Origin of the sequence: Klebsiella sp. RCJ4, assembly GCF_009025755.1 — a bacterium.
GTDB lineage: Bacteria > Pseudomonadota > Gammaproteobacteria > Enterobacterales > Enterobacteriaceae > Klebsiella > Klebsiella michiganensis.
The window spans coordinates 315,144-328,069 of sequence record NZ_WCIN01000037.1 but is presented as its reverse complement, the minus strand read 5'-3'; the positions used below and the strand labels follow the sequence as shown (position 1 = coordinate 328,069).

Annotated in this window: 13 protein-coding genes and 1 riboswitch; of the genes, 4 read left to right on the top strand and 9 right to left on the bottom strand. The window is 56.4% G+C overall.

Features of this window, described 5'->3' with window-relative positions:
- Positions 1-171 precede the first annotated feature (171 nt).
- A complete protein-coding gene (gene rluF / locus F8562_RS15060; protein ID WP_014837123.1) occupies positions 172-1,044 on the top strand; it encodes a 23S rRNA pseudouridine(2604) synthase RluF in 873 nt (290 codons plus the stop codon).
- Here rluF and F8562_RS15055 read toward each other — a convergent pair.
- From F8562_RS15055 to rtcR, 3 genes are all read right to left on the bottom strand, one after another.
- On the bottom strand, positions 1,041-1,313 hold the full coding sequence (locus tag F8562_RS15055; protein ID WP_009653910.1) for a DUF3811 domain-containing protein: 273 nt from the start codon (positions 1,311-1,313) through the stop codon (positions 1,041-1,043). The two genes, rluF and F8562_RS15055, sit on opposite strands and share 4 nt — an antisense overlap.
- Before the next feature lie 197 nt (positions 1,314-1,510).
- Positions 1,511-2,440, bottom strand: coding sequence for a ketopantoate/pantoate/pantothenate transporter PanS (gene panS / locus F8562_RS15050; protein ID WP_014837124.1), 930 nt, complete (start codon positions 2,438-2,440; stop codon positions 1,511-1,513).
- A 111-nt stretch (positions 2,441-2,551) separates the two neighbouring features.
- Positions 2,552-4,132, bottom strand: coding sequence for an RNA repair transcriptional activator RtcR (rtcR, locus tag F8562_RS15045; protein ID WP_042934239.1), 1,581 nt, complete (start codon positions 4,130-4,132; stop codon positions 2,552-2,554).
- 446 nt (positions 4,133-4,578) lie between these two features.
- On the opposite strand from rtcR, the gene F8562_RS15035 reads away from it, so the two are divergent.
- Together F8562_RS15035 and F8562_RS15030 are read left to right on the top strand one after the other, a co-directional pair.
- Entirely contained in the window at positions 4,579-5,706 is a 1,128-nt protein-coding gene (locus tag F8562_RS15035) for a slipin family protein (RefSeq protein ID WP_014227527.1), read from the top strand.
- Positions 5,707-5,711: 5 nt separating this feature from the next.
- Positions 5,712-6,500 carry a DNA polymerase beta superfamily protein gene (locus F8562_RS15030; RefSeq protein ID WP_014837127.1) on the top strand — a complete coding sequence of 263 codons (789 nt, stop codon included), beginning with the start codon at positions 5,712-5,714 and terminating at the stop codon, positions 6,498-6,500.
- Between the two features lie 39 nt (positions 6,501-6,539).
- Here the strand turns inward: F8562_RS15030 and lysC are convergent, their stop codons facing one another.
- Positions 6,540-7,889 (bottom strand): lysine-sensitive aspartokinase 3, encoded by a 1,350-nt coding sequence (lysC, locus tag F8562_RS15025; protein ID WP_004097732.1) that lies wholly within the window; start codon positions 7,887-7,889, stop codon positions 6,540-6,542.
- Positions 7,890-8,069: 180 nt separating this feature from the next.
- Positions 8,070-8,303, bottom strand: a riboswitch (Lysine riboswitch).
- Between the two features lie 352 nt (positions 8,304-8,655).
- Between lysC and pgi the strand changes: the two genes are divergently transcribed.
- A complete protein-coding gene (gene pgi, locus F8562_RS15020) occupies positions 8,656-10,305 on the top strand; it encodes a glucose-6-phosphate isomerase (protein ID WP_004097737.1) in 1,650 nt (549 codons plus the stop codon).
- Positions 10,306-10,350: 45 nt separating this feature from the next.
- Here the strand turns inward: pgi and F8562_RS15015 are convergent, their stop codons facing one another.
- The 5 genes from F8562_RS15015 to F8562_RS14995 all read right to left on the bottom strand — a co-directional run bounded on the left by F8562_RS15015 (position 10,351) and on the right by F8562_RS14995 (position 12,888).
- Positions 10,351-10,806 carry an acyltransferase gene (locus tag F8562_RS15015; protein WP_004097740.1) on the bottom strand — a complete coding sequence of 152 codons (456 nt, stop codon included), beginning with the start codon at positions 10,804-10,806 and terminating at the stop codon, positions 10,351-10,353.
- A gap of 8 nt (positions 10,807-10,814) precedes the next feature.
- Entirely contained in the window at positions 10,815-11,324 is a 510-nt protein-coding gene (locus F8562_RS15010) for a GNAT family N-acetyltransferase (RefSeq protein ID WP_014227531.1), read from the bottom strand.
- Positions 11,325-11,434: 110 nt separating this feature from the next.
- Entirely contained in the window at positions 11,435-11,812 is a 378-nt protein-coding gene (locus F8562_RS15005; protein WP_004097745.1) for a Rid family detoxifying hydrolase, read from the bottom strand.
- 25 nt (positions 11,813-11,837) lie between these two features.
- Positions 11,838-12,158, bottom strand: coding sequence for an AzlD domain-containing protein (locus F8562_RS15000; protein WP_004097748.1), 321 nt, complete (start codon positions 12,156-12,158; stop codon positions 11,838-11,840).
- Positions 12,151-12,888 (bottom strand): AzlC family ABC transporter permease, encoded by a 738-nt coding sequence (locus F8562_RS14995; protein ID WP_004097750.1) that lies wholly within the window; start codon positions 12,886-12,888, stop codon positions 12,151-12,153. Before F8562_RS14995 ends, F8562_RS15000 begins: the two co-directional genes overlap by 8 nt.
- Positions 12,889-12,926 lie beyond the last annotated feature (38 nt).

Here is a 12,926-nt window from a genome sequence, read left to right as displayed (position 1 = left end):
GTGATAAGAGCCTGATTCTGCTTTGTTTCGCCGGGCAAAGTTGCCGGGCTTTCATGGGCACACTTTTGTGTTGAAAGGCGGAGCAGATCACATTTAGCGGCAGGCGACGAGAGCGCGATTCTTTTTTATCGCCCATAAGGTAGGGTATATTTCGCTTTTACAGGAGATTTTATGCTGCCCGACTCATCAACCCGACTCAATAAATACATCAGCGAAAGCGGAATTTGCTCGCGTCGTGAAGCCGATCGCTTTATCGAACAAGGCAACGTTTTTATCAACGGCAAGCGCGCTACCATCGGCGACCAGGTTAAAGCGGGCGACGTGGTAAAGGTCAATGGCCGGTTGATTGAGCCGCGCGAAGCGGACGATCTGGTCCTGATTGCGCTGAATAAACCGGTTGGCATCGTCAGCACTACCGAAGACGGCGAGCGCGACAATATTGTGGATTTCGTTAACCACAGTAAACGCGTTTTCCCCATCGGTCGCCTGGATAAAGACTCCCAGGGGCTGATCTTTCTGACCAACCATGGCGATCTGGTGAATAAAATCCTGCGCGCCGGTAACGATCACGAAAAAGAGTATCTGGTCACCGTTGATAAGCCGGTGACCGATGAGTTTATCCGCGGCATGGGGGCGGGCGTACCGATTCTCGGCACGGTGACGAAGAAGTGCAAAGTGAAAAAAGAAGCGCCGTTTGTGTTCCGCATTACCCTGGTGCAGGGGCTGAATCGCCAGATCCGTCGGATGTGCGAACACTTTGGCTATGAAGTGACGAAGCTTGAGCGGACGCGGATCATGAACGTCAGCCTGACGGGGATCCCGCTGGGAGAGTGGCGCGATCTGACCGACGATGAGCTGATCGATCTTTTCAAACTGATTGAAAACTCGTCTTCAGAAGCGAAACCGAAGGCAAAAGCGAAGCCGAAAACGGCCGGCATCAAGCGTCCCGTCGTGGCGATTGAAAAAACCGGCGGCAAGTCCTCCCGCCCGGCGTCGAACGGCAAACGCTTTACCGCGCCGGGGCGCAAGAAGAAAGGGCGTTAACGTCTGCCGCGCGTCGGGGTATTTGCCGACCAGGAAAACGAGGCCTCTGCGTCTGGTTTATAAGCCTGCTTTTTCTTCAGCTGGCGGGCTTTCTTAGCCTCGGCCTCGCGCAGGGCCATCAGTTTATCGATGTACTCTTTTTTCACGCTATTGGTTTCCGCGTTGGTCAGCGGACGGCCATGGGCGATGCGTGCGCGGTCTAGCAGGGTTTTCAGTTCGCGCTGTTCGCGCTCGGTCATCTCTTTTTGCGTGATGCGGGGGAGTGCCATAGTGGTGCCCTCAATTAGCCTGTGGTTTCAGTGTACGGTATTGGGGCTGACGTCTCACGGTAAATTGTTGTGCCTCGCAGAAAATCCCGGAGGCGGCGCTGCGCACCTGTCCGGGCTACAAAACCCGCAAGCTGCACGGACCGTAGCCCGGCTAAGCGCAGCGCAAGCCGGGAAAATTACGGGTTATTCGCGCTCTTTTACCGTTTACGCGGTTTGTCGGCGATAGGCTTCCCTGACCAGTAGCCGGCCAGCAGCGAGCCGGACAGGTTGTGCCAGACTGAGAACAGCGCGCCGGGCAGCGCGGCCAGCGGGCCAAAGTAGATTTTCCCCAGCGCGGCGGCAAGTCCGGAGTTCTGCATTCCCACCTCGATCGCCAGCGTGCGGCAGGTGGATTCGTCAAAGCCAAACAGCCGTCCGCCCCAGTAGCCGCCGAGCAGGCCGATGGTGTTATGCAGGATGACGGCGATAATCACCACAAAGCCTACGGAAGCGATATGCGATGCGGAACCGGCCACCACGGCGCAGATAATCGCCAGAATGCAGACCATCGAAAAGGCCGGCAGGAACGGCTCCACCGCCTTCACCACTTTCGGTAGCAGATGGTGCACTACCAGCCCCAGCGCAATCGGGATCACCACGATTTGCAGAATGCTGAGCAGCATCCCCATCACGTCCACCTGAATATGCGCATCCACGTACAGACGCGTCAGCAGCGGGGTGGCGACCACGCCAACCAGCGTGGAAACCGATGAGATGGTGACTGAGAGCGCGACGTCGCCTTTTGCCAGAAAGATCATCACGTTGGATGCCGTACCGCTGGCGACGCTGCCGACCAGCACCATCCCGGCGGAGAGCTCGGGCGGCATGTGAAAAATCAGCGCCAGCAGCCAGGCGGCGAGCGGCATCACCAGGTAGTGGAGAAAAATGCCTGCGGCGACCGGCACGGGGCGGGAAAGCACGCGCTTAAAATCGTCGACTTTCAGATGCACGCCCATGCCGAACATAATCAGCATCAGCAGCGTCGGGACCCACGGGCCAACGGGGGTAAAAGTGGATGGCGTGTAATAGGCGATAACCGAGAGCAGCAGCGCCCATAATGGGAACAGCCGCGTAAGCGTGGCGAGCATGTTGTTTTCCTTGCACGTAAGTTGTGTTTGCTTGTTATAGACCGGCCGGGATCGAGCCCGGCCATCGCTATTGTTTATCGTGCTAAGACATATTATTCAAACAAATTATGCTCATGTTCCGCTGCGGATAAGCTCCCAGCTGAGTCCGAAGCGCGCTAAATATTTGCGCAAGCGGTCGGCATCGTTAGGGTTGGCCTTTTTTTGCCGGGAGACGGCGAACAGCTCGCGTCCGGCTTCGGAGAGCGAAGCGCTGCGTTGGCAGACCTCCAGCACCGTTTCCAGCTGGCGGCGATCGAACAGATCGATTTCCATTGCAATATCAGGAGAAGATGTCGTGAGCTGCCAGCTCTCTTTCAGCAGCATTATCTCCTCTTCCGCAACGGCCAGCGTAATGCGCCCCTGCTCGGCCAGGGTCGCCATACGCGCCACGGAGGAGCCTAGCTCGCGGAAATTGCCGCGCCATTGCGCCTGCGGCGAGCAGGCAAAGGCCAGATAGCGTTCGCGGGCGTTTTTATCAAAGCGGATCTGCGTCTGCCGCTCGTTGGCCAGTCGCCGTAATTCATACTCCACGTTCGGCGCAATATCTTCCCGCCGCTGCGCCAGGCCGGGGAGGGCAAAGCGCCACATATTGATGCGCGCATAAAGATCTTCGCGAAAGCGCCCCTCCGCTACCCACTGCTGCATATCGCGATGGGTGCCGGCGATCAGCTGGAAGTCGCTGTGCACCTCTTTATCCGAGCCAAACGGGAAAAAGGTTTTTTCTTCGATGGCCTTCAGCAGCATAGCCTGCTCATCCAGCCCCAGCTCGGCGATTTCATCGAGAAACAGCACGCCGCCGTCGGCTTCGCGTAATAGCCCGGCGCGAGGCGTAACCGCGCCGGTAAACGCGCCTTTGACATGTCCAAACAGCGTGGACATGGCGTTATCACCGCGCAGCGTGGCGCAGTTTACCGCCATGAATTTTCCCGCCACCCGATGGCGCGACTGACGAAGCTGAAAAATACGTTTGGCGAGGACGGACTTCCCGGCGCCCGTTGGGCCGGTCAGCAGGATCGGATCGGTCGATCGGATCGCCACGCGCTCAATACGATCGATAAGCGCGTTGAACGTCGCATTACGCGTCTCGATACCCGCCTTCAGGAAGGAGACGGACTGCTGCTGCTCGCGCTGAAAGCGGCTAGTGAGCGCGGCGTAGCGGCTTAAGTCCAGATCGATCACCGAGTAAATACCGGCGGCGACGGCGTCATCCGCTGCGCCTTTCGGCGCAGGGCTGGTCTGCAGCAGGCTGGCGGGGAGATAGCGCGCTTCGGTCAGCAGGAACCAGCAGATCTGCGCCACGTGGGTCCCGGTGGTGATATGCACCAGATACTCTTCGTTTTCGGTATCAAAGCGATAGCGGTTGGCGAAGTCGAGAAACGCCGCGTAGACCTCTTCAAAATCCCACGGATCGTTTATCTCAATCGTATGCGGGCGCACTTCGGTATGCGGCGAAAGCTGGGCGACATCGTCAATCAGCTTTTGCGCCATATTTTCATCACGCGGCTGGTGGAGAAGCTCCAGCCTGTCGACAGGAAAATCGGCCTGCTGGCATAGCCCAACGGTAGGCCGCCATTTTTTAAAGCGATTCGCCCGCTTGCCGCGTTTGTCCAGCACCGTTCCGAGGACGCCAATGACCACTCGCCGCTTTTTCATGTTTATCCCAAAAGATAAGTTTCGATATTTAAAGATAAAAAAACCTGCTGCCGGCGGCAAGCGTTACCGTTTGAATTAAAAACAAAAGCGTTATTAATCAATTGATTGAAAAATAACTCTCGCATTTTTTATTGTTGGCACGCAACTGGCAATATCCCTTCCGTCACGACGCTGAAAACGCAGGGGGGTTAAACCTCGCCGGCACGCCAGGAACGGTACAGGCCGTTTTTCGGGCGCGTTCCGTCAGCCGATGACCACCAATGGGTTCGATTCCCGATTTCATCTCCAATGAAAACTGGTCGTTAATCATAGAAATAACGCGGGGTGATGCGCAGTCAGCACGCCCCACAGCAGGCCGCCGGTAAAGGCGCCGTGCCGCAGGCAAAAGGGAGTTCCCCTGCGGCTTCGCCCCTGCACCCGCGCCTGATTTTGCTAAGGAACAAAAAATGACGAAGAAAATCACGATACGTAAAGGTCAGCTTGGCCTTTTATCCCGTCAGGGTGACTACTATCAGGTTCTGGAAGCGGGCGAGCATCGCCTGCCGTGGTTCAACGTCCCCGAAGTGCTGATCGTTAACCGGGACGGCAGCGAAGTGCCGGAGGCGCTGGCGGAGTATTTACGACGCTTTCAGCCGGAATGGATTGAACGCTACTGCCTGGCGGCGGATTTGACGGATGTCGAGGCCGGGGCGCTGTATGCCAACGGTGTGCTGCAGGAAATTTTACCGCCTTCGACGCGCCGACTGTACTGGTCCGCCGGTGATGAAATTCAGCTGCTACGTATCGATACCCGGCAGGTTGCGGTTCCGGCTGACATCATGAATGCGGTGCTGCAGCCGCGACGTCACGGGGCGGTAAAAGGCCGCGAAGCGATCCTCACCGTATCGGTGCCGGCGTGGCACGTCGGGGTGCTGAAAATCGACGGCGAGACACAATCGCTGCTGCAGCCTGGCCTGAGCGCGTACTGGAAGGTCAATCACCTGGTGGAAGCTGAAGTGGTTGATACCCGCCTGCAGGTGCTGGAGGTTGGCGGCCAGGAGATTCTGACCAAAGATAAAGTGAACCTGCGTTTAAATCTGGCGGCGAACTGGCGCTACAGCGATGTACTGCAGGCGTTTGGACAGCTGACGAAGCCGCTGGACCATCTGTATCGCGAACTGCAGTTTGCGCTGCGTGAAGCCGTCGGAACGCGAACGCTGGATGAGCTGTTGGAAGATAAGAAAATCATTGATGAGGTCGTGAGCGCGCAGGTCACCGAGCGCATGGCGGCATTTGGTATCGACGTCGCGTCGCTTGGCGTGAAGGATATTGTGCTGCCCGGCGACATGAAAGCCATTTTGTCGCAGCTGGTGGAGGCGGAGAAATCGGCGCAGGCGAACGTGATCCGCCGGCGTGAAGAGACCGCGGCGACGCGCTCGCTGCTCAACACCGCGAAGGTGATGGAGAACAACCCGGTCGCGCTGCGCTTAAAAGAGCTGGAAACGCTGGAAAGAGTGGCGGAGCGCATCGATAAAATCTCGGTCTTCGGCGGCCTGGACCAGGTGCTGCATGGCCTGGTGAATCTAAAAGGATAATGAAAATGACGTATCACGCTGTAAGCGCCGCCATGCGCCATAAGGTGCGGCGGCAGTTAAAAGAGGTGGAGCAGCGCTACGGCGTCAGAGTGCTCTACGCCTGCGAATCCGGCAGCCGGGGCTGGGGCTTTGCCTCGCCGGACAGCGATTATGATGTGCGGTTTCTCTACGTTCACCCGCTGGAGTGGTACCTGCGGGTGGAGCCCCCGCGCGATGTTATTGAGCTGCCCATCGACGATGAGCTGGACGTCTGCGGCTGGGAGTGGCGCAAGGCGCTGGGTCTGCTGAAAGGGGCGAACCCGACGCTGATCGAATGGCTGGATTCACCGGTGGTGTATCAGCAGGATGACGCAACGGTTCAGGCGCTGAAGAAAGTAATACCGCATTGGTTTTCTCCGGTTCGCGCCCGCTGGCATTACTATTCGATGGCCCGTAAAAATTTTCGCGGCTATCTGCAAGGCGAACTGGTGCGGCTGAAAAAGTACTTTTACGTACTGCGCCCGCTGCTGGCCGTCCGCTGGGTTGAGGCGGGAAAAGGCGTGCCGCCGATGCGCTTTGATGAACTGCTGGCAGGAAGCGAGCTGGCAGCGGGTCTACGTGCGGAAATAGACGAGCTGCTGGAACGTAAACAGCGCGCAGGAGAGGCGGAAGACGGCCCGCGTCGACCGCTGCTGCATGCGTTTATTCAGTCCGAGCTGCTCAGAGGCGCAATCCCGCCAGCGCTGCCTGAGAGCCGGCGCGGTGATATCAGGGAGTTGGACAGATTGCTGATGACCACGGTGATGGGAAACTAAAAATGGCCCGGCAGAAATGGCGGGCCATTTTATTCGCTATTACTCGAACAGATTATGATGCAGCTTCTGCACCACTTTTTCGGCATCCGCACCCGGGACCAGGAAGCACAGGTTATGGCTGGATGCGCCGTAGCAAATCATACGAATATTAAACGGGTCCAGTACGCCAAACACCTCTTTACCGACGCCGCACGCCTTCGACAGTTCATTACCAATGATGGCGACCAGCGCCAGATCCTGCTCGACCTCAACGCGGCACAGAGAGGAAAGTTCGGTCAACAGTCCCTGGGTGAGCAGGGTATCGCCAGCCGACGTCGAACCGGTGGTATCCATGGTTAGCGCCACGCTCACTTCCGACGTGGTGATCAGATCGACGGAGATACTGTGACGGGCCAGAATACTGAATACCTCGGCCAGAAAACCGCGTGAGTGCAGCATATTCAGGCTGTGCAGGGTTAGCAGCGTCTGCTTGCGGCGCAGCGCCAACGCGCGGAACAGCGGCGGGTTTTCGGTGTTTTTGCACACCAGCGTGCCGCCGGCTTTCGGCTCTTTGCTGGAGCCGACGAATACCGGAATATCGCTGCGCACGGCGGGGAGCAGGGTAGCCGGATGCAGGACCTTCGCGCCAAAGGTCGCCATTTCCGCCGCTTCTTCAAAAGCGATAACGTCAATGCGTTTGGCCGCCGGGGCGACGCGCGGGTCGGTGGTATAGATACCCGGAACATCGGTCCAGATGTCGACGCGGGTGGCGTTTAGCGCTTCGCCGAGTAGCGCGGCGGTATAGTCGCTGCCGCCGCGGCCAAGCGTGGTGGTGCGGCCTTTGGCTTCGCTGCCAATAAAGCCCTGGGTGATCACCACGCCTTCCGCAAGACGCGGGGCCAGCAGCTGCTGGGTTAATTCAGATAAGGCGGCAATATCCGGTTCCGCGCGGCCAAAGCGGTCGTTGGTGCGCATAATTTTGCGCACGTCGAACCACTGGGCGGCGATACCGCGCTCGCGCAGGATCTCGACAAACAGCAGAGTAGACATCAGTTCGCCGTGGCTGACCAGTTCGTCGGTTAACGCGGTTGAACTGGCCAGGGAGGCGGCTTCCGCCAGGGTGGTGATGTTTTCCAGCAGGCGCTCAATTTCATCGCGAATAACGTTGGGATAGCGCAGACGCTCCAGAATATTGAACTGGATTTGACGCATGGCATCGAGCTTCGCGAAACGTTCGCCGGGTTCCAGCCCTTCCGCTAAGGCGACCAGCAGGTTGGTCACCCCCGCTGAGGCGGAAAGCACCACCACGCGGGTATTGGCGTCCAGCAGCGCGACGTCCACGCTACGGTTCATGGCATCAAAATCGGCAACGCTGGTGCCGCCGAACTTGGCTACAACTAAGTCTGTCATAACAACCTCGTGTCAGGGGGCCTGACTTATTAAAACGATTCCAGAAAACCAATCCTGGCGGGGCTGGACGCAACCGGATTGCAATAAAATGTCTTAATAAGCCAGGCCAAATTATTCAGCCATGGCACAAGGGAAGAGCGAAAAACAGGGTGGGCGCAGAGCGATAAACAAACTACGATGTCACCCAGAAGTGCTCCACCTTGTAGACCCGCTTGCCGATGCTGTGCATCAGACGGCGAGTATGAAACGCCCGACTGCGAACGTTTCTGGTGACAACCCAGGGGATTCAGCCCCTGTGGCCGGTGATGAGCGTAACCAGACGCTTATTCACCTCGGCGTTGCTCCCCCTCACGTATTTTCCCCGGACTGGCTCCTCCAATACGGTTACCTGGGCAACGCACCTCTTCTGGCAATTACCGACGTCTTTCACTTTGCCAGGGGGACGCGGGACATTATACCCCCCTGCAATACCCTTTCGCTGTAGCGTGAAATGCGCGATCCATACATACCTACGTATATGTAGGTACTGCCGTTATATAAAGGCTTCAGGCGAAGTATGTCAACGTCAGGGTTATGCGGATTTTTCATGCGCGAGTCGCTGACAGAAAAAAGCCTTATGATGTCTATACTATGGGGGGCGATTTGCGCCAAATTGGCTCTAATCCTGACGCGTATCATCGGCATAACACAAAAATCATCACAATTTTTCGTCACCGGCGCTACAATCGACCGCAGTCACAATTCTCAAATCAGAAGAGTATTGCTAATGAAAAACATCAACCCAACGCAGACCTCTGCCTGGCAGGCATTACAGAAACACTTTGATGAAATGAAAGACGTTACCATCGCGGATCTGTTCGCGAAAGATAGCGATCGTTTCTCTAAATTCTCCGCCACGTTCGACGATCTGATGCTGGTGGATTTTTCCAAAAACCGCATCACCGAAGAGACGTTAGCAAAACTGCAGGACCTGGCCAAAGAGACCTTCCTGGCAGACGCCATTAAATCCATGTTCTCCGGCGAGAAGATTAACCGCACGGAAGACCGCGCGGTGCTGCACGTTGCGCTGCGTAACCGCAGCAATACTCCGATTCTGGTTGATGGCAAAGACGTGATGCCGGAAGTGAACGCCGTGCTTGAGAAGATGAAAACCTTCTCCGAAGCCATTATCTCCGGCAGCTGGAAAGGCTACACCGGTAAAGCGATTACCGACGTCGTCAACATCGGTATCGGCGGCTCCGACCTCGGCCCGTTCATGGTGACCGAAGCGCTGCGCCCGTACAAAAATCACCTGAATATGCATTTTGTTTCTAACGTCGATGGTACCCACATTGCCGAAGTGCTGAAAACGGTGAACCCGGAAACTACCCTGTTCCTGGTCGCGTCGAAAACCTTTACCACTCAGGAAACCATGACCAACGCCCACAGCGCGCGCGACTGGTTCCTGGCGACCGCCGGCGATGAGAAGCACGTCGCAAAACACTTTGCCGCGCTCTCGACCAACGGTAAAGCGGTTGGCGAGTTCGGTATTGATACCGCCAATATGTTTGAGTTCTGGGACTGGGTTGGCGGCCGTTACTCTCTGTGGTCAGCCATCGGCCTGTCCATCATCCTGTCCGTCGGCTTCGACAACTTTGTTGAGCTGCTCTCCGGCGCGCACGCGATGGACAAACACTTCTCCACCACGCCGGCTGAGAAAAACCTGCCGGTGCTGCTGGCGCTGATCGGTATCTGGTACAACAACTTCTTCGGCGCTGAAACCGAAGCGATTCTGCCGTACGACCAGTATATGCACCGTTTTGCCGCCTACTTCCAGCAGGGCAACATGGAATCCAACGGTAAATACGTTGACCGTAACGGCAACGCCGTGGATTACCAGACTGGCCCAATCATCTGGGGCGAGCCGGGTACCAACGGTCAGCACGCGTTCTACCAGCTGATTCACCAGGGGACCAAAATGGTGCCTTGCGACTTTATCGCGCCGGCGATTACGCATAACCCGCTGTCCGATCACCATCCGAAGCTGCTGTCCAACTTCTTTGCGCAGACCGAAGCGCTGGCGTTTGGTAAATCCCGCGAAGTGGTTGAGCAGGAATATCGCGATCAGGGTAAAGATCCGGCGACCCTGGAACACGTGGTGCCGTTCAAAGTGTTTGAAGGCAACCGCCCCACCAACTCTATTCTGCTGCGTGAAATTACGCCGTTCAGCCTGGGCGCGCTGATTGCCCTGTATGAGCACAAAATCTTCACCCAGGGCGTGATTATGAATATCTTCACCTTCGACCAGTGGGGCGTTGAGCTGGGCAAACAGCTGGCTAACCGCATCCTGCCGGAGCTGAAAGATGGTTCCGAAGTGAGCAGCCACGACAGCTCCACTAACGGCCTGATTAACCGCTATAAATCCTGGCGCGCATAATCGCTAAAACGTTCGCAATGCCGGCCCATGTGGCCGGCATTTTTGTTATAGCCGCCGCAGCAGCTTTGCCGGGTTCCCGGCCCACACGCCTTTCTCCGTAATGGATTTGGTCACCACGCTGCCCGCGCCAATCACGACTCCATCGCAGATGCTGACCGCCAGAATGGTTGCCCCGCTGCCGATAGACACATCGTTGCCAATCACAATTCTTCCCCAGCTCTCGCGGTCGGCGTTGGGTTTTCCCTCGCGGAACATATCGTTAGCGAACATTACGCCGTGGCCGATAAAACAGCGCTCGCCGATGGTCACGTACTCGCAGATAAAGGTGTGGGACTGAATTTTGCTGTCGTTGCCGATACGGGTATGGCCCTGAATCTCCACAAATGGCCCGACGAAGACGTTATCGCCAAGCGTGCAGTCGTAAAGGTTGGCGGGCTGGTAAATCACCACGTTTTCGCCGCTGGCGACGTTGCGAATGGCGGTTTCACGAAGGGTATGCATGCTGCCTCTCAGATTGGTTTAGCCAGAATATGGAGTGTGCTTTCCTGGGTTGCAGAATGAAATGCCACATCCTTCACGTGCTGCATCCCCTGACGTTCATAAAAACGGCGGGCACCGGTATTCGCGGCGAGCACTTCCAGCCATAGCCAGCTTTCACCGGTCTCTTTCGCTCGCTTCTCGACGGCGCGAAAAATCTGCTCGCCGTAGCGATGCCCGGTAGCGTCAGGTAATAGATAGAGTTTATGCAATAGCGTACCCGTTGGGCCTTCGGGGTTGATATCCTGGCGGCAGGCATATTTAGCAAAGCCAATTGGCTCCTCTGCCTCAGCAATCAACCAGCAGCACTGCGGATCGGCCAGACTGTGCGCCAGTGCGGCCATGGAATACTCTTGCTGCAGGTAGTGCTCCATTTCATCGGCGTTGTGCCAGAGGTGGGCAAAGTGGTGGCGATAGCTGGCATTGGCCATCTGGTTGAGTAAAGCCGCATCTTCCGGACGTGCAAGACGAATCTTTAGCATTCTGCGTTCCTCGCAAAGAAGTGGCGATATTTTGCCCGTAAAGTTCGCTGCGGGTAAACCTCAAAAGTGGGGGGATAAGAAGTGGCCGGAGGAGGGCCTCCGGCTGGGGATCAGGCGACGGCGATGGCTTCGATCTCAATGCCCGCATCTTTAGGCAGTCTGGCGACTTCAACGCAGGAGCGGGCCGGAAAGGCCGCGTTGTGTTCGGTGAAGAACGCTTCATACACCGCGTTGATGGTGGCGAAGTCATTCAGATCCTTGACGAAGACCATCGTCTTAACGATGTTTTTCACCTGCAAACCCGCCGCTTCAACGATAGCCTTAACGTTATCCAGCGACTGTCGCGTCTGCTGAGCGATGTCGTCAGACATGGTGCCGTCCTGCGGATTGACCGGGAGCTGCCCTGAGGTCATCGTCATGGTACCCAGGTTTACTCCCTGAACATACGGGCCAATGGCGGCAGGCGCAGCGGCGGTGGTAATTATCATTCTGTTGATTCCTTCTGATAGGTGGTTACATGAAATAGTTGAGCAAAACCAGTGAACCGACGCCGCTGACGACGACCCAGACAAGGCCCAGGCGGAAGCTGGCGAGCGTGCAGATAATCGCGGCGATCACCTTCGGGTTTTTCAAATCGAACTCCATGCTGGAGTTCACGCTCAGGATCTGAATCGTGATGATGGCCGGCAGCACGGTTACCGGCACAAAACGCAGCGTCTTGCTGACCCGGCTCGACATCTGAATCTTCCCGGCGAGGCCAATGAACGAGAAGCGAATAAGAAAGGTCACGGCGGCCATGCCCAGCGTCAGGGCGATAAAAAAGCTATTACTCATTTTCCAGCGCTCCTTCGAGAGAGAGTTTGTCAGCGGCCTGCGCCTGTTTACGCTCTTCGGCGAGATCGACGCTCAGGCCCGCCATTACGCCCAGTACGGACGCGACGACGATACCTAACGAGTAGGGCAGTACGACCAAAAGTACCCCGGATACGGCAGCAACAACGGCGGCGACGGTGCAGGCCTGGCTTTTGATTTGTGGGACCACGATGGCGATAAATGCGGCGACCATCGCGAAGTCCAGACCATATTTTTCAATGTGCGGAAAAGAGGCGCCAACCAGAGCGCCAAGGAAATCGGCCAGCACCCAGGCGAACCAAAACGTCAGCATTGCTGAAAAATAGAAAAGATATTTATCTTTTTTATTCTCCTCCATCTCTTTCACCGTCGTGGCGTACACTTCATCGGTCAGGGCATACGCCATAAAGCATTTTTTAAAGAAGGAGGCTTCGCGTACCGTACTGGAAATAGAGGCGCTATAAAGCACATGGCGAAGATTAATTATCAGCGTGGTGAATATAATTACCCCAAGGCTCGCTCCGGTTTTTAGCATATTTAACGCCAGCATTTGTGCCGAACCGGCGATGACAATCGTCGACCATGCCGTACTTTGCCAGATACTCATCCCGGCGCTAACGCTTAGCGCGCCGACAATAAATGAAAACGGAAAGTCGCCGATGCACAGGGGAAGTATGGCGCTCATACCCCGTAGAATCACTTTTTTGTTCATAAGCAATACCTGTTGTATTCAGGAGATTAATTATTTGT

Coding starts and splice junctions, on each gene's coding strand:
- rluF (WP_014837123.1), top strand. CDS start 172: ATGCTGCCCGACTCATCAACCCGACTCAATAAATACATCAGCGAAAGC.
- F8562_RS15055 (WP_009653910.1), bottom strand. CDS start 1,313: ATGGCACTCCCCCGCATCACGCAAAAAGAGATGACCGAGCGCGAACAG.
- panS (WP_014837124.1), bottom strand. CDS start 2,440: ATGCTCGCCACGCTTACGCGGCTGTTCCCATTATGGGCGCTGCTGCTC.
- rtcR (WP_042934239.1), bottom strand. CDS start 4,132: ATGAAAAAGCGGCGAGTGGTCATTGGCGTCCTCGGAACGGTGCTGGAC.
- F8562_RS15035 (WP_014227527.1), top strand. CDS start 4,579: ATGACGAAGAAAATCACGATACGTAAAGGTCAGCTTGGCCTTTTATCC.
- F8562_RS15030 (WP_014837127.1), top strand. CDS start 5,712: ATGACGTATCACGCTGTAAGCGCCGCCATGCGCCATAAGGTGCGGCGG.
- lysC (WP_004097732.1), bottom strand. CDS start 7,889: ATGACAGACTTAGTTGTAGCCAAGTTCGGCGGCACCAGCGTTGCCGAT.
- pgi (WP_004097737.1), top strand. CDS start 8,656: ATGAAAAACATCAACCCAACGCAGACCTCTGCCTGGCAGGCATTACAG.
- F8562_RS15015 (WP_004097740.1), bottom strand. CDS start 10,806: ATGCATACCCTTCGTGAAACCGCCATTCGCAACGTCGCCAGCGGCGAA.
- F8562_RS15010 (WP_014227531.1), bottom strand. CDS start 11,324: ATGCTAAAGATTCGTCTTGCACGTCCGGAAGATGCGGCTTTACTCAAC.
- F8562_RS15005 (WP_004097745.1), bottom strand. CDS start 11,812: ATGATAATTACCACCGCCGCTGCGCCTGCCGCCATTGGCCCGTATGTT.
- F8562_RS15000 (WP_004097748.1), bottom strand. CDS start 12,158: ATGAGTAATAGCTTTTTTATCGCCCTGACGCTGGGCATGGCCGCCGTG.
- F8562_RS14995 (WP_004097750.1), bottom strand. CDS start 12,888: ATGAACAAAAAAGTGATTCTACGGGGTATGAGCGCCATACTTCCCCTG.